This window comes from Rhizobium sp. CB3171 (assembly GCF_029714265.1).
In the GTDB taxonomy this organism is placed as follows: domain Bacteria; phylum Pseudomonadota; class Alphaproteobacteria; order Rhizobiales; family Rhizobiaceae; genus Rhizobium.
This window is the reverse complement of record NZ_CP121652.1, coordinates 2601943-2618149: the sequence shown is the minus strand read 5'-3', so window position 1 is coordinate 2618149 and position 16207 is coordinate 2601943. Positions and strand designations below refer to the sequence as shown.

Annotated in this window: 14 protein-coding genes; 12 read left to right on the top strand and 2 right to left on the bottom strand. The window is 61.1% G+C overall.

Going from position 1 to position 16207, the window contains the following annotated elements; all coding sequences use genetic code 11:
* Positions 1 to 50: 50 nt before the first annotated feature.
* Positions 51 to 1742, bottom strand: a complete 1692-nt coding sequence (locus QA648_RS12785; RefSeq protein ID WP_283051322.1) for a chemotaxis protein — start codon at positions 1740 to 1742, stop codon at positions 51 to 53.
* Positions 1743 to 2145: 403 nt separating this feature from the next.
* Between QA648_RS12785 and QA648_RS12780 the strand changes: the two genes are divergently transcribed.
* The 12 genes from QA648_RS12780 (at position 2146) to QA648_RS12725 (ending at position 14951) form a co-directional block, all read left to right on the top strand.
* Positions 2146 to 2469 (top strand): STAS domain-containing protein, encoded by a 324-nt coding sequence (locus tag QA648_RS12780; protein ID WP_283047307.1) that lies wholly within the window; start codon positions 2146 to 2148, stop codon positions 2467 to 2469.
* Positions 2466 to 2834, top strand: coding sequence for a response regulator (locus QA648_RS12775; RefSeq protein ID WP_104824208.1), 369 nt, complete (start codon positions 2466 to 2468; stop codon positions 2832 to 2834). Before QA648_RS12780 ends, QA648_RS12775 begins: the two co-directional genes overlap by 4 nt.
* The gene (locus QA648_RS12770; protein ID WP_283047304.1) at positions 2831 to 4867 is read left to right on the top strand and encodes a chemotaxis protein CheA; all 2037 of its coding nucleotides are present in this window, start codon (positions 2831 to 2833) and stop codon (positions 4865 to 4867) included. Before QA648_RS12775 ends, QA648_RS12770 begins: the two co-directional genes overlap by 4 nt.
* Positions 4864 to 5379: a chemotaxis protein CheW gene (locus QA648_RS12765; RefSeq protein WP_245463893.1), complete on the top strand. Its 516-nt coding sequence runs from the start codon at positions 4864 to 4866 to the stop codon at positions 5377 to 5379. The genes QA648_RS12770 and QA648_RS12765 overlap by 4 nt, the downstream gene beginning before the upstream one ends.
* 37 nt (positions 5380 to 5416) lie before the next feature.
* Positions 5417 to 7117, top strand: a complete 1701-nt coding sequence (locus tag QA648_RS12760; protein WP_283047303.1) for a methyl-accepting chemotaxis protein — start codon at positions 5417 to 5419, stop codon at positions 7115 to 7117.
* Between the two features lie 219 nt (positions 7118 to 7336).
* The gene (locus tag QA648_RS12755) at positions 7337 to 9250 is read left to right on the top strand and encodes a methyl-accepting chemotaxis protein (RefSeq protein ID WP_283047302.1); all 1914 of its coding nucleotides are present in this window, start codon (positions 7337 to 7339) and stop codon (positions 9248 to 9250) included.
* Positions 9247 to 9744: a chemotaxis protein CheW gene (locus tag QA648_RS12750; protein ID WP_199773485.1), complete on the top strand. Its 498-nt coding sequence runs from the start codon at positions 9247 to 9249 to the stop codon at positions 9742 to 9744. Before QA648_RS12755 ends, QA648_RS12750 begins: the two co-directional genes overlap by 4 nt.
* A 22-nt stretch (positions 9745 to 9766) precedes the next feature.
* Positions 9767 to 10624 carry a CheR family methyltransferase gene (locus QA648_RS12745; protein ID WP_283047300.1) on the top strand — a complete coding sequence of 286 codons (858 nt, stop codon included), beginning with the start codon at positions 9767 to 9769 and terminating at the stop codon, positions 10622 to 10624.
* A gap of 10 nt (positions 10625 to 10634) precedes the next feature.
* Positions 10635 to 11726, top strand: coding sequence for a chemotaxis response regulator protein-glutamate methylesterase (locus QA648_RS12740; protein WP_283047298.1), 1092 nt, complete (start codon positions 10635 to 10637; stop codon positions 11724 to 11726).
* 205 nt (positions 11727 to 11931) lie between these two features.
* Positions 11932 to 12732 carry an inositol monophosphatase family protein gene (locus QA648_RS12735; RefSeq protein ID WP_283047296.1) on the top strand — a complete coding sequence of 267 codons (801 nt, stop codon included), beginning with the start codon at positions 11932 to 11934 and terminating at the stop codon, positions 12730 to 12732.
* Between the two features lie 134 nt (positions 12733 to 12866).
* Positions 12867 to 13916, top strand: coding sequence for a flagellar motor protein MotA (locus tag QA648_RS12730; protein ID WP_283047294.1), 1050 nt, complete (start codon positions 12867 to 12869; stop codon positions 13914 to 13916).
* Between the two features lie 3 nt (positions 13917 to 13919).
* Complete coding sequence (locus QA648_RS12725) at positions 13920 to 14951, top strand: peptidoglycan -binding protein (RefSeq protein WP_104824200.1); 1032 nt, start codon at positions 13920 to 13922, stop codon at positions 14949 to 14951.
* 3 nt (positions 14952 to 14954) lie between these two features.
* On the opposite strand, the gene QA648_RS12720 is transcribed toward QA648_RS12725, so the two are convergent.
* Positions 14955 to 16202, bottom strand: coding sequence for a DUF6596 domain-containing protein (locus QA648_RS12720; protein WP_283047291.1), 1248 nt, complete (start codon positions 16200 to 16202; stop codon positions 14955 to 14957).
* Between the last annotated feature and the right edge of the window lie 5 nt (positions 16203 to 16207).

Genomic DNA, 16207 nt, shown 5'->3' with positions numbered 1-16207 from the left:
CGCGCAGCGTTTATTTGAACGCATGGCGCTCTACGTGAAAGCCAATCCCGCTAGAACAAAGCATCCGCGAAAAGATCTTCGTCGTCTGATTTGACCGGCGCTGCCGCAATCGGTGCCGCTCTAACGTCCATGGCGATGATATCGCGATGGACGTTGCGTTCCTGCGCCATCGTGTAGGTCTTAAAGATGCGGGCGCTGAGCGGCGCGATGATTTCTTCCAAATCGCTGACATCGGCCATATCGCTGCCGGCCATGTCTTCGAGCGTATCGGCACAATTTGCCAAGGTTTCGCCGAGGTCGCGCTGGAAGTCGAGCTTGCCGATCGACAGCATAATCTTGTTTGCCACTTCACGGCCATGCGCCGAGAGGGTTTCCAATTCGCCATCCATGATATTGGCGGCGGCGCGGATGGTGTCGACGGCCGAGATCAGCCTCTCGTCCAATCGATAGTCTGAGGCCTCCTGGCCTGAGGTGACGTTGCCGGCTGCCGTTTCGAGAGATGCGAGGCCGGAGACGATCGCGTCAGCGGATTCATCGAGCTTTGCCGCAAAGATACGTAGTTCGGCGGTGACGACGTTAATCGAACGGCCTTCTTCACCCATGCGGCTGCAGCGCAGATTGGTGTTAAGCGCCATGTAGTGGATGTCGGTCTTGACGGCGCGGATGGTCTCGATGCGGTGCAACAGGTTCGAGGCCGTGCCGAGCGTCGACTGGCTGATGCCATCGGCCTGAATGCGGGCTGTTTCGACCTGTTTGACGATCGTGTGGGCGGCGGAGACGCTCTGTTCCAGTGCGCGCAGCACATTGCCGTCGCCGCTTCTGCCGTCGGGCTTCATGGCGTCGCGCAGCTTCAGGATTTCCTGCGTGTCATGGCTGAAGCTGGCGATCGTCTTGACGACGCTACCGGACTCCCGCTGGAAGTCCGTGACCATGTCGCGCATTTGTGCCGCCGTCAGGTGATGAATGACATTTTCGAGCCGCTGGCGGGCATCGGTATCGAGCTTGCTGCCCTCATCGCTTGCGAGAAATTCTTCCAGAAAAGCAAAGGCGCTTTGTATGTGCTCGATGCGCTGGCGGGTAATGTCGCCGATTTGCAGAGCCGAAAGGGTGGTCGCGACCTTGCTTTGCACTCCGCGGGCGATAGCGCCAACTTCGGCGGCGATCACAGCGAGTTCTTTACGGTGAGCAGCGATGGTGCGGGCATCCTTTTCCAGTGCTGCTACCACTTGCGGAACGTTGCGGTCATACGCCTTCGCGGTGGTGGCGCCAAAGCCCATGGCGACCTTCAACTCGCGTTCGAGGGCGCCGAGCTGCTGGGCGAAGGTGTTGACTTCATCGGTGCCGGAGTGAATGCGCTCCAGAATTTCCTCGGCAAAACCGGCAAATTCGGCAATGCCCGCACCGGTGATCTTCACCGTGACGGCGAAGGTACGCAGGTAACGCATGGTCTCCTGCATATCGGTGACATGGGCATGCAGCTTGGTGCCGGCCTCAGCCAGAACGGCGAAATTCTGCTGACGCCTGACCTCAAGTCCGGGCAGGTCGGACAGGCCGCTCACCGTCTGCAACAGATCGGTGGTAGTGTCGCTGGCGCCATCGCTGTCGAGCGCCTTGGTCAACCTGTCGAGGGATGACAGGAGTTGGTTCAGAACCTCCATGACGGACAGGAGAACAGCGCCGCCGTCGAGAAAGCGTTTCTCAACCTCGCTGCGCGCCGCTTCCAGGGTGCGGCTGACATCCATGGCCTGCGGGAATCCCCGTGGGCGGTCGATGCGGCGTGCCAGCGCTGTTGCGTATGTCATGTCTGTCCCTTTACTTGGAAAAAGGCCTGTTTGACTCAACTCTTAAATGTGGGATGGAAAATTCCGGTAAATTCTCCGGACTCGTGGGCGTTGCATGCCAGACTTTCCCCGGCAGCGTTAATATTCACTCACCGGAAAGTGCGTGTTTTGATCTATTCGATTTAACCGCCTGAATCCCAATCATATTTTCATCGTAAAATTTGAGTGGTCATTTATGCCAGGTGAGAATTCACATCCCCTGAAACGACGAATTATACAACCTGTGTTTACTCCCTCTTAAGGCTGACATGAGATTCAATAGTTATTGCTCAAGTATTCGTTTGGTAGCGGGGCCAGATTTGAAATGGATGATAAATATTCCGAATCTATTTCCCTGCCGAATATCCTGAGCATCAGGAACATTTCCGAAATTTATCAAAGTATGACTTTGAAGCTTCGGGACGGCAAAATGCTTGTCCTGGAAGTCGCCGACGATGCGGAAGCCGATTTGAGCTTCGTGCAATTGGTCGAGTCGGCAAGGATGGAGGCGAAGGCCTCCGGCAAAACACTTCGTCTTTCTTCGCCGGCTAGCGGTTCTGTTTTGAAAGTCTTGCAGAGGGGCGGGTTCGTCGACGCCTTTACGGCGGAGGATGCGCAATTCTGGCTCCATAAAGAGGTACATTCATGAGTGCGAAGATTTTGACTGTCGATGATTCCGCCAGCATCCGTCTGACGACCAAGGTGACGCTGACCAATGCCGGTTACGAGGTCACCGAGGCGGAGAATGGTGCCGAAGGCCTGGATAAGGCCAAGGCCGGGCACTTCGATCTCATCGTGACCGATCTCAACATGCCCGTCATGGACGGACTGACCATGATCGAGGAGCTGCGCAAGCTGCCGGCTCACATGGGCGTTCCGATCATCTTCCTGACGACGGAATCCGATGCTGATCTCAAGGCGCGCGCCAAGGCCGCCGGCGCCACCGGCTGGCTGACCAAGCCTTTCGATCCGGAAAATCTCGTCAAAATCACCAAGAAAGTGCTGGGCAGATGAACTCGCTCGATCCAATTGCTGTCTTCCGTACCGAGGCTGCAGAATGCCTGGAGCAGATCGAGGCAGGCCTTTTGGATCTCACGCATCAGCTCGATGACAAGGCTTTGATCGATGCCGTGTTCCGGGGCCTTCATACACTGAAGGGTTCGGGCTCCATGTTCGGCTTCGATGCGCTCGCCGGCTTCACCCATCATTGCGAAACCGCCTTCGACCGCGTCCGTAAGGGCCAGGCGCCGGCAACGGCCGAGCTCGTCGCCGCCGTTCTCGACGCGCAGGACCATATGCGCGCCCTAGTCGACGATCCCAACGGCAATCACGAAGCCACCAGCCAACGTCTTCTGGCGCAATTGCATGCAGCAGTCGGCGGCGCCGGCGATGCTGCAAAGCCGGTTGAGGCCGTCGCCGTGACTGCGCCTGTTGTGACGGACAAGCGAAAGACCTGGCGCATTCGTTTCAGCCTGCCACAGAACGCGATGATCAACGGCACCAATCCGCTAGGGTTGCTGGATGAGCTGCGCGATCTCGGCGAATGCCGCATCCTCGCCAACACCTCGGCCATTCCGCCGCTGAGCGCGCTGGTGCCTACGGAATTGCATCTTTCCTGGGATGTCACTGTTACGACCGAGCAGCCGCGGTCGGCCATCGACGATGTTTTCATCTTCGTCATGGACGACATGCAGCTTGATGTCGAGGAAATCGATGGCAATGCAGTTGCTGCAACGCCGGATGAGCCCGCCGTTTCGGCTGCCCCGCAGGCGGTCGTTGCTCCCGCCGCGCCGGCGGCTGCCGAAATTGTCCCGGTCAAACGGGAAGTGGCGGCACCTGCAGCGCCGGTTGCCGACCAGCGACAGGCAAAGGCTGCCGAAAGCGTTCGCGTTCCGGCTTTGCGTCTCGATGAACTTATGGACCGTGTCGGCGAACTGGTCATCGCACAATCGCGCCTAAGCCAGTTGGCCAGTGCCAGCGCCGATATCGGGCTGAGATCGGTATCGGAAGAGATCGAGCGCTTGTCCGGCGAGTTGCGCGATACGATGATGGTGCTGCGCATGGTGCCGGTCGCAAGCCTCTTCAACCGTTTCCGCCGCCTGGTGCATGATCTGGCGCGAGAGACCGGCAAGGTCATCGAGCTCGTCACCGAAGGCGAGACGACGGAGGTCGACAAGACCGTGATCGAGCGGCTTGCGGATCCGTTGGTGCATCTGGTGCGCAATTCCATCGATCATGGCCTTGAGCCGCCGGAAGAGCGTCTTCCTGCCGGCAAGGCCGAAGCTGGAACTATTATATTGTCGGCCCGGCAATCGGGTGGCGAAGTCATCATCTCGATCAAGGACGACGGCCGCGGTATCAATCGAGAGCGCGTTCGCGCCAAGGCGGAATCGTCCGGGTTGATCCAGCCGGGTCAGCAGCTCAGCGATGCCGAGCTCCTGCAGCTCATCTTCGCGCCCGGATTTTCGACGGCGGCGCAGATCACCAATCTTTCCGGCCGCGGCGTCGGCATGGATGTGGTGAAGCAGACGGTGGAAACGCTACGTGGCACCATCGATATCGTCAGCCTGCCGGGGCAGGGGTCCGATGTATCGTTGCGCATTCCGCTGACGCTCGCCATCATCGACGGTCTGCTCGTGCGCGTCGGCGCCGGGCGCTACGTCATTCCGCTGTCGGCGGTCGAGGAATGCCTGGAATTGTCGCTGGAAGAGGACCTGCGCTCGCGTGGCCGCAGTTTCATTTCGCTGCGCGACAGCCTGGTGCCTTTCCTGCGGTTGCGGGACGTATTCCGCACCGGCACCAAGCCGGACGTGCATCAGAAGGTCGTCGTCATCTCGACCGGCACGGAGCGGGTCGGCCTGGTGGTCGATCAGATCATCGGCGACCACCAGACGGTGATCAAATCCATGTCGAAGCTGCACAATGACGTCGCGCATTTCTCCGGGGCTACGATCCTTGGTGACGGCAGCGTCGCCCTCATTCTCGATGTCGTGCATCTGGTCGCGGCCGGCCAGCAACAGGAGGCGCATCTGCGTGCAGCGGGATGAGCGGAAAAGCCAGGAAATCCGACAATCTCTGGAATGGCACTCATTGGAATGAAAACGGCGAGGTCGAAGTTCTGACCTTCGATCTTGCCGGTGAAACCTTCGCCCTCGAGGCGGTCATGGTTCAGGAAATCCTGGACATTCTGCCGGAAACCGCCGTTCCCGGCAGCCAGCCCTTCGTGGGCAGCGTCATCAACTTTCGCGGCAAGGTGATCCCCCTTGCCGATCTCCGTCTCGCTTTCGGCATGGAAGCGGCGGAAGCGACTATCGATAGCCGTATCATCGTTATCGAACTTGACCTGCAGGATGAACCCACGCTCGTGGGTCTGCGGACCGACAAGGTGAATGAAGTCACCACACTTGCAAAAGCTTCCAGTGAAGCACCGCCTAGCGTGGGGATGCGTTGGCGTCCCGACTACATCAACTGCCTGGTCAAGCGCGGAGGGGAATTCATCATTCTCCCCAATCTGCAGGCGATTTTTTCCGCCCGGCGAAACAAGGCGCTTTCCGCCTGACCATTGCCGCGGCCGAATTTTCGAGGGAAGCAAGACTATGCGTCTAACGATAAAAGCCAAGCTGGTGGGGGCGTTCGCCTTCATCATCCTCATGCTGATAGGCACGGCCGGCTACGGCCTCATGAGCCTCAGCGCTTTCAACGATACCATCAGCAACGTGCTCGAAGGCCCCGTGGAGCGACTGGAGTTGACACAGCAGGTCAACATCTCCCAGCTCCAGGTCATCCGTCAGCAGAAGAACCTTCTTGCGGCCCACAGCGACGATGAAGCCAAGGCTGCGCTCGCTGCCGGCGACGTGGCACGCAAGCAGCTTGCCGACACCTTGGCGGCCGTGGACAAGGTCGCTACCGAAGAAAGCCGCGCTCATTGGGACTCCGTCGAAGCCATCGCAACGAAGTTCATCCAGGCCGACGACCAGATTCGGCAACTGCTGAAGGCAGGCGACAAGGAAGGCGCAAGCAACATCTCCGTTACCGATGCCCGCCGGGCCGCCAACGAGATCGACAAGGCTCTCGAAGCTCTGCTCGCCACCGAGAAGCAGAAAATGAAGGAAGCGGACGACGGCGCCGATGTGCAATATGCCGGCACCCGCCTGACGATGCTCGTTGCCGCAGGTGTAGCGCTGCTGATTGCAGCCGTGACCGCGTTTTGGATCGCAAACACGATCAGCAAGGGTCTCGCCCGCGCCAATACCGTCGTTCGAGAAGTTGCCGAGGGCGATCTGACCAAGACGGCGGAAATCACCAATCACGACGAAATCGGCGCATTGCTCGGCAACGTCAATGTCATGATCGAACGTCTGCGCGGCGTGGTTGCCGATGCGCTGGGTGCGGCGGACAATGTCTCCTCGGGCAGCCAGCAGCTTTCGGCAAGCTCGGAGCAGGTGTCGCAGGGTGCGACCGAGCAGGCGGCTTCGGCCGAAGAGGCCTCAGCTTCGATGGAGCAGATGGCGGCCAACATCAAGCAGAATGCCGACAATGCCGCCCAAACGGAAAAGATTGCCCGCCAGTCGGCCAGGGATGCGGAAGCAAGCGGCGATGCCGTCACCCGCGCCGTCAGCGCCATGCGCACGATCGCCGAAAAGATCGGCATCGTGCAGGAGATCGCCCGCCAGACTGATCTGCTCGCTTTGAACGCGGCCGTCGAAGCGGCTCGTGCCGGCGAACATGGCAAGGGCTTTGCGGTTGTCGCCTCGGAAGTGCGCAAGCTTGCCGAACGCAGCCAATCGGCTGCTGCCGAGATCAGCTCGATGTCGAGCGATACCGTCAAGGCTGCCGCGGAAGCCGGCGAGATGCTCGGCCGTCTGGTGCCGGATATCCGCAAGACCGCCGAACTCGTCTCCGAGATCAGCGCCGCCTGCCGCGAGCAGGACATCGGTGCCGCCCAGATCAACGAAGCGATCCAGCAGCTCGACAAGGTCACGCAGCAGAATGCCGGTGCCTCGGAAGAGATGTCGGCCACTTCGGAAGAGCTGGCAGCGCAGGCTGAAGAGCTGCAGGCCTCTATTGCCTTCTTCAAGGTCGATACGGCAGGCAGCAAAGTCACGGCCAGGAAGTTGCCCGCCAAGGTCGGTCACAAGGCTGCCGCTGCGCCGGCTGCCAACCGCCGTGCCACGTCTGCCGCGGTAAATTCCGTGCAGACCGTCGCTGCCCAGCAGGCCCGGGCCAAGGGTTTTGCCCTCGATCTTTCCATGGGTGGCCCGGATGCCGGCGACGCGGATTTCCGCGAAAGCGCCTGAGCGCTTCTTCGAGACCTCCGCCGGGACCGTCATGGTCCCGGCGTTCTGATATCCCCAACGTGTGTATGCGTTGGCGTCGTGGTTCTTGAGATGTCCAGTGACGGGGAGGTGAATGGATCGCTTTCCCCGGTTCGACGGCTCTCTTTATCGGTACGACGCTGTCAAACGGTGACGCCGTTCCGCAATACTCATTTGCCTCTTTATCTCTGGGGATAGGACATGCGCTTTTCCATCAAACTGAAATTAGGCCTCGCCTTCGGCACCATGACGCTGCTTTTGATTGGCATAGCGGTCTACGGCAGCATCAGTCTCGGTCACCTCAACGACGCCAGCAACGAGATGACCGAGGGACCGGTCAAACGGCTGCAACTGGCGCTCGACGCCAACATTGCCGCAGTTGAAGCCGTTCGTGCGCAGAAAGATGCGCTCATATCCAGCGGTGAGGCGGAAACCGCCTTTTATAAGGAGTCCAGCACTCATCTGGACACCATGTTCTCACAAGCCCAGGAGGGTCTCGCTGCCTCGGCGGCGGAAGGCAAGCCGCTTTGGGAGAAATTGATATCGCTTGGCCAGACCTTCCGCCAGCGTTCCACCGACTTGCAGGCCCTCGAGGCCAAGGGCGATCACGCCGGCGCCGAGGCGCTTTCGGACGGCGAGCTGAGCGACCTGAACAATCAGATGACCGACGTGATCAACAAGCTGGTCGACATCCAGAAAAAGGAGTTGGCGGCCACGGATGCGGGCGGCGACCTTCTCTATGAAGACACGCTGATGATCCTGGCGATCGCCTCCGCCGTCGCGTTGATCATTGCATTGAGCGCAGCCTTCTGGATTACGCTCGGGATCAATCGCGGCCTGACCAAGGTGTCCAACATCGCCAAGGCGGTGGCGCTCGGCGACCTTGATCAGAAGGTCGAGGTCAGGACCAATGACGAGATCAAGGATCTGATCGATACCGTCAATGTCATGACATCGAACCTGCGCATCACCGCCGGCGTGGCGGACCGCATCGCCATGGGCGATCTTTCCGTTGCCGTGAAGCCGCTCTCCGACAAGGACGTTCTCGGTCTGGCAATGCAGAGCATGGTCGCCAACTTGCGCGCCACCTCCGATATCGCCACGCAGATTTCCGACGGAGACCTGACGGTGACGCCGAAGCCGCTTTCCGACAAGGATGTGCTCGGCCTGGCGCTGGAGCAGATGGTTGAACGTCTGCGCGGCGTGGTTGCCGATGCTCTGGGTGCGGCGGACAACGTCTCCTCGGGTAGCCAGCAGCTTTCGGCAAGCTCGGAGCAGGTGTCTCAAGGCGCAACCGAGCAGGCGGCTTCGGCTGAAGAGGCTTCGGCTTCGATGGAGCAGATGGCGGCCAACATCAAGCAGAATGCCGACAATGCCGCCCAGACGGAAAAGATTGCCCGTCAGTCGGCCAGGGATGCGGAAGCAAGCGGCGATGCCGTCACCCGCGCCGTCAGCGCCATGCGCACGATCGCCGAAAAGATCGGCATCGTGCAGGAGATCGCCCGCCAGACCGATCTGCTCGCTTTGAATGCGGCCGTCGAAGCGGCTCGTGCCGGCGAGCATGGCAAGGGCTTTGCGGTCGTCGCCTCGGAAGTGCGCAAGCTTGCCGAACGCAGCCAGTCGGCCGCCGCCGAGATCAGCTCGATGTCGAGCGATACCGTCAAGGCCGCCGCGGAAGCCGGCGAGATGCTCGGCCGTCTGGTGCCGGATATCCGCAAGACCGCCGAACTCGTCTCCGAGATCAGCGCCGCCTGCCGCGAGCAGGATATCGGTGCCGCCCAGATCAACGAAGCGATCCAGCAGCTCGACAAGGTGACGCAGCAGAATGCCGGTGCCTCGGAAGAGATGTCGGCCACTTCGGAAGAACTGGCCGCCCAGGCTGAAGAGCTGCAAGCTTCGATCGCCTTCTTCAAGGTCGAAACATCGGCCAATCGCCAGCACAGTGTTGTTGCGGCCAAGACGACCGACCGGGCTCCGGCTGCGGTCGCTCGTCAGGCGAAAGCGGCGAAACCCGCCTCCGTTCAGGCGCAGCAAGCGCGTCTCAAGGGCTTTGCCCTCGATCTCTCCATGGGCGGCCCGGATGATGCCGACGCCGAATTCAAGGAAAGTGCATGACCATGGCTTCACCTGCTCTGGAAGCGCAATTCGTCACCTTCAGCCTCGGCGAGGAAGTCTTCGCCGTAGCGGTCGAAGTGGTCCGCGAAATCCTCGATTATGCCGAGGCTTTCAAGATCCCCAACGGACCGGATTACCTGCTCGGCCTGCGCGATGTGCGTGGGCAGGGTGTGCCGACCATCGATCTCCGGCTGAAGCTCGGTCTTACCAAGACCGTTCCGACCCCGCATACCCGTGTGCTGGTGCTGGATATTCCGATGGAGGCCAAGGTGCTGACGCTCGGCCTGGTCGCCGACCGCGTCTTCGAGGTGACGCCCTTTCGGCATGGCCAGATCGAAGCGGCCCCCGATATCGGCGTACGCTGGCGTTCCGACTACATCGCCGGCGTCGTGCGCCGGGAGAATGGTTTCGTCGTCATCGTCGATCTCGCCCGCTTGCTGTCGCGGGAAGACACCGTCGCGCTCGATCCGCATCGCGCCGGCCATGCCGCATAAGAATTCGTAAGGGGGTGGGTGAATGGGAACGGTTGCCGTTCAGGAGAGCCAAATCATCGGTGACCGCATCAGCACGCGGAATTTCGAGAAGCTGGCGCGTTTCATCTATGACTACAGCGGCATCAAGATGCCGTCGACGAAACTGACGATGCTGGAGGGGCGGCTGCGGCGGCGCCTGCGCGCCACCAACATCACGTCGTTCGACGATTATTGCGATTTCTTGTTCAACCATGGCGGCTTGGAACAGGAGACTGTCTATCTCATCGATGCAGTGACGACCAACAAGACCGATTTCTTCCGCGAGGCCAAACATTTCGAGTTCATGCAGACTGTGGCCTTGCCGGCGCTGATGCGCGCCGGCCATCGCCGCCTGCGCGCGTGGAGTGCTGCCTGCTCGACAGGGGCGGAGCCCTATTCGATGGCGATGGTGATGGAGGAATTTTCCGAAAGCGAAGGTCGCATCGACTATGCAATCCTGGCGACCGATCTCAGCACCGACGTGCTGCAATCGGCCAGGAGCGGCATCTACGCGGACGACATGGTGTTGCCGGTTCCGGCGGAACTGAAGCGCAAATATGTGATGACCGCCAAAGTGCCGGGTAGGCGGGAGGTGCGCATCACGCCGCGTTTGCGTTCGACGATCGGCTTCGGCCGGTTGAACCTCATGGATGAGAAATACCAGGTGGGGGATGCCATGCACATCATCTTCTGCCGTAATGTTCTCATCTATTTCGACAAGCAGACGCAGGCCGGCGTCCTTTCGCGTCTCTGCGATTGTCTCGTGCCCGGCGGCTATATGTTCATCGGCCATTCGGAATCGATCACCGGCTTTGACCTGCCGCTGAAACAGGTTTCCAACACGGTCTTCCAGCGAATTTAGGCAGGCCTTCATGCCAAAGAAAATCCGCGTCCTGATCATCGATGACTCCGCCAGCGTACGCCAAACGCTGGCGGCGCTTTTGTCTGAAGACCCCGAGATCGAGGTGATGGGGGTGGCGAACGATCCCTTCATGGCCGCCCGCCGGATCCAGGAGGAGGTACCCGATGTCATTACGCTGGATGTCGAGATGCCGCGCATGGATGGCATCACCTTCCTGCGCAAGTTGATGTCGCAGCGGCCGATCCCGGTCGTCATGTGCTCCTCGCTGACGGAGGCGGGTTCGGAAACTTTGCTGCAGGCCCTGGAAGCGGGCGCGGTGGATATCATTCTGAAACCGCGGATTGGCGCTGCCGATTATCTGGCCGACGAGGCGATGCGCATCCGCGAGGTGGTCAAGAGCGCTTCGCATGCCAGGATGCCGAATGTCCGCCGCGCTGAGGCGCGTTCGGCATCCGCTTCGGGACCGACGAAGAAGCTGACGGCCGACGCCATGCTGCCGCCGCCGACCGGCCGCGCCATGGCGAAGACGACCGAGATGGTCGTCTGTGTCGGTGCCTCGACAGGCGGCACCGAGGCACTGCGGCAAATGTTGGAGGCGCTGCCCGCCAATGCGCCGGGCATGGTCATCGTGCAGCACATGCCGGAGAGGTTTACCGCCGCCTTCGCCAAGCGGCTGAACAGCCTCTGCGAAGTGGAAGTGAAGGAAGCGGCCGATGGCGATCCGGTTCTGCGCGGCCATGTGCTGATCGCCCCCGGCGACAACCACATGATGCTGGAGCGGCAGGGCGCGCGTTACCATGTGGCTGTCAAGACCGGACCGCTGGTCTCGCGCCACCGTCCGTCAGTCGATGTCCTCTTCCGCTCGGTGGCGCGGGCGGCCGGATCGAATGCCATGGGCATCATCATGACCGGCATGGGTGACGACGGTGCGCGCGGCATGTTCGAGATGAAACAGGCCGGCGCCTATACCGTTGCCCAGGACGAGGCGACCTCCGTCGTTTTCGGCATGCCGAAGGAGGCGATCGCCCGCGGTGGCGTCGACCGTGTCGTGCCGCTCGAGCAGATCGCCCGCGAGATCCTGATGGCGCAGCAGAAATTCTAGGCCGGATAATCGTCGATTTGATCGGCGCGGACTGTGTTGCGAAGTCGGCCCGACGAGAAAACCAGGCCTTCCGCCTCGCTGTACTTGAAATTCCCCCGATTTTGTGGTCTTGAGGCCGCCAATCTTTATTGCGCTGCCGATCCCGCTCCGCCGGGGCCTGCTTTCGGGTCCGGTCAGTGCCTTCTATTTTACCCAAGGAAGCCCGATGGCCCGTTCTGCTCTTCTCAATGTCATGGTTCAGGCCGCCCTCAAGGCAGGCAAGTCGCTCAGCCGCGATTTCGGCGAAGTGCAGAACCTGCAGGTTTCGGTGAAGGGACCGGGCGATTTCGTCAGCCAGGCAGATCTCAAGGCGCAGAAGATCATCCATGACGAGCTGCTGAAGGCGCGGCCGACCTATGGCTTCCTCGGCGAGGAAAGCGAAGAGATCAAGGGCACCGACGGCGCGCATCGCTGGATCGTCGATCCGCTCGACGGCACGACCAATTTCCTGCACGGCATTCCGATGTTCTCCATCTCGATCGCGCTGGAGCGCAATGGTGAGATCGTCGCCGGCGTTGTTTTCAATCCGGCGACGGACGAGCTCTACACCGCCGAGCGCGGCGGTGGCGCCTTCCTCAACGATCGCCGCCTGCGCGTCGCCTCGCGTCGTGTCCTGTCGGACTGCGTCATTGGCTGCGGCGTTCCGCATCTCGGCCGCGGCAATCACGGCAAGTTCCTAGTCGAGCTGCGCCATGTGATGGGCGAAGTTGCCGGCATCCGCCGTCTCGGTTCGGCAGCACTCGATCTCGCTTATGTCGCAGCCGGCCGTTTCGACGGCTTCTGGGAATTGGGCCTGTCGCCCTGGGACATGGCGGCCGGTATCCTGCTGGTGCGCGAAGCCGGCGGTTTCGTCCTGGATTACGACGGTGGCACCGATATGCTCGGTACCGGCACGATCATCTGCGGCAACGAGCATATTCAAAAGGCGCTGGCCGAGGTCGTCAAGCGGCCTATCCCGACAAAATAAAGCTGATCTTTCAGCAACTGCCCTTCAGCAAAACAGCCTGTTGCCAATGGCTTGTTTTGTGTTTTCCGTCTCTTCAATTCGGCACAATGTTGCTCTAGTCTCCGCGGGCGGAGTATGCGGAGGCAAAGCGTGCGATGGAAAATGTGAATCTGGGGGATCTGGGGTCGACCGACAATGTGTCGGGCAGCTATACCTACAAGCTCTCCAGCCCGATGGCCTTCTTTTGGACGATGATCCTTTTCCTGGTCATCGTCGGTTTTATTGTGGCGATCCTGTTTCGCCAGGCTCAAGTCGCCTTCCTGCATAATCCCGGTCTCAACGGATTGATCCTTGGCGTGCTGGCCGTCGGCATTCTGCTGGTCTTCAATCATGTCCTGATGCTGAGGCCCGAAGTTCGCTGGTTCAACCATTTCCGTGCTGTCGGCAATGCAGCCGACAAGGTCGGCCGCAATCCGCGGCTTCTGGCGCCCATGCGGGCGCTCATCGGCAACCGTCGCGGCATGCAGTTGTCGACGGCGACGCTGCGCTCAATCCTTGATTCCATCGCTACCCGTCTCGATGAATCGCGCGATACTTCGCGCTATCTCATCGGTCTGCTCGTCTTCCTCGGCCTGCTCGGCACCTTCTGGGGTCTGATCGGCACGATCGGCTCGATCAACGATGTCATCCAGAGCCTCGATGTCGGCTCCGGCGACACCGGCGATATCCTTGGCGCCCTCAAGACCGGCCTTTCCGGCCCGCTGGTCGGTATGGGCACGGCGTTCTCGTCCTCGCTGCTCGGCCTTTCCGGCTCGCTGATCCTCGGTTTTCTCGACCTTCAGGCCGGCCGCGCGCAGAACCGCTTCTATACCGAACTGGAAAACTGGCTTTCCTCGGTTACCGATGTCGGCTCCGATATCGCTCCCGTGATCGAAGGCGCCAATGGCGCATCCTCCGAGGATGTGCGGGTGCTTTCGGAATATCTGCGCAAGATCGCGGAAGAAGGCGGCGGTGGCCAACGCTCGGTGACGGCGATGGCGAACCTTGCTGAGGGCATCCAGGGCCTGGTGAAAAACATGCGCAACGAGCAGCAGATGCTGCGTGACTGGATCGAGGCACAGCAGGAAGAAGCGAAATCGATGCGACGCACGCTCGACCGTCTCGCCGACCGGATCAGCCATACCGAAAAGACCGGGAGCAAGTAAATCATGGCGCTCGCGCGAAACAGTCGCCACAAGAGAACGGTCGACTATTGGCCGGGATTCGTCGATGCGCTCTCCACGCTGCTGATGGCGATCATGTTCCTGCTGACGGTGTTCGTCGTTGGCCAGTTCATTCTAAGTCGCGAGATTTCCGGCCGCGACGAGGTGCTGAATCGCCTCAACAGCCAGATTAACGAATTGACGCAGGCATTGGCGCTCGAAAAGAGCGGCAAGCAGGATCTCGAGGATTCCATCGCCAATCTGCAGGCGTCGCTTTCGGTGGCAGAGGGCGACCGCTCGCGTCTGCAGGCGCTGCTGGATGCCGGTTCCGGCAATAGCCAGGCCGCGCAGCAGAGGGTCGGCACGCTGACGCAGCAGCTTGACGACCAGAAGCAGGCGAGCGCCCGCGCTCTCAGCCAGGTCGATCTTCTCAACCAGCAGATTGCCGCGCTGCGCAGCCAAATTGCCGCTGTCGAGGCGGCCTTGCAGGCGTCGGAGGAGAAGGATCAGACATCGCAGGTGAAGATCGCCGATCTCGGCCGGCGGCTGAATGTGGCGCTGGCGCAGCGCGTGCAGGAGCTCAACCGTTATCGTTCCGACTTCTTTGGGCGCTTGCGCGAAATTCTCTCCGACCGCGACAATATTCGCATCGTTGGCGACCGCTTCGTCTTCCAGTCGGAAGTGCTGTTCCCTTCCGGTGCGGCTGATCTCAACCCGGACGGCCAGGCGGAGATGGCCAAGCTTGCGGCCGCGCTGATCGATCTTTCCAAGGAAATTCCGCCCGAGATCAACTGGGTGCTGCGCGTCGATGGGCATACGGACAACGTGCCGCTCTCCGGCAGCGGCCGCTATCCCGACAACTGGGCGCTGTCATCGGCGCGCGCCATCGCTGTCGTCAAGTTCCTGATTGCCCACGGCGTTCCTGCGGACCGGCTCGTCGCCGCCGGCTTCGGCGAGTTCCAGCCGATCGCTCCCGGCGATACGCCGGAAGCCCGCGCCACCAACCGCCGTATCGAGCTGAAGCTGACGGAGAAATAGTCGTCAGCTCCTCTCGGCCAGAATGGTATCGAGGCTTGCCTGCAGGAATTCTCGGGCGGCAGAGCTGTGGCTGAGGCCGATCGCCGTGCGATAGGCCGTAACCGCGCTCTCCGTTTCTCCGGCTTCCGCAAGCAGATGGGCACGGACGGCCCAATAGGGCTGGTAGCTCAGGATATCGCTCTCAACCAACTGGTTCAGCTTCTGCAATCCCGCCATAGCCCCCTGCGCCCGGCCGATCACGGCGGCTTGACTCACGCGGGCGCCGACGGTCGGTTTCATCAGCACGAGTGCGTCATAGAGCTTTGCGAGCGCCGTCCAGTCGGTGACACCGGAGCGACGGCGTTCGGAATGGACGGACTGGATTGCCGCCTGGCATTGGAATGGGCCGAAGCGATCGAAAGTTCCCGCCTGCCACAGCAGGCTGTCGGCTTCGGCCATCATGATGGCGTTCCAGCGTGCGGTGTCCTGTTCGCCGAGCGGTACATAGCAGCCATCCGCATCCCGGCGGGCGGCACGGCGGGCTTCGCAGTAAAGCATCAGAGACAATAATCCGATCGCCTCCGGCTCCTGCGGTAGGGTGGCAAGCAGGGCGCGGCCGAGCCAGATGGCTTCGTCTGCCAGAGCATGCAGCTTGCCGTCTTCGCCATCGAGCCCGTCCCAGCCGAGGCCGTAGGCAGCATAGATCGCCGAGAGCACGCCCGTCAGCCGCTCGGGCAGCACGGAACGATCGGGGACGCTGAAGGGAATATGCGCTTCGCGGATCTTGGTCTTGGCCCGAACCAGCCGCTGGCTCATCGTTTCCGGCGAGACGATGAAAGCCTGCGCTATGGTTCTGGCATCGATGCCAAGAACCGTCTGCAGCATCAGCGGCGTATGCACGGACCGGTCGATCGCCGGATGGGTGCAGGTAAACAGCAGCTTCAGCCGCTCGTCGGGGAAGGTGGGGCCATCCGCATTCATGCGCTCCTCCGCTTCCTCAAAAGCCAGAGTTATCGTATCGCGGGCGGCGGCCTTGACGTTTGCATGTCTTGCGGCGCCATAAAGATTGCGCCGCGCCGCGACCAATAGCCAGGCCTCGGGATTTTCGGGAATGCCGCGCGCCGGCCAAGCGCGCAATGCGGCTGCAAGAGCTTCGGACAGCGCATCCTCCGCCGCCGGCACATCGCCCGAGCGCGCCGCCAGGAAAGCGATCAACTTGCCGTAGGATTGGCGCGCCAGCCGTTCCGTGGCGCGTCCAACGTCATGGTCCATGGCCA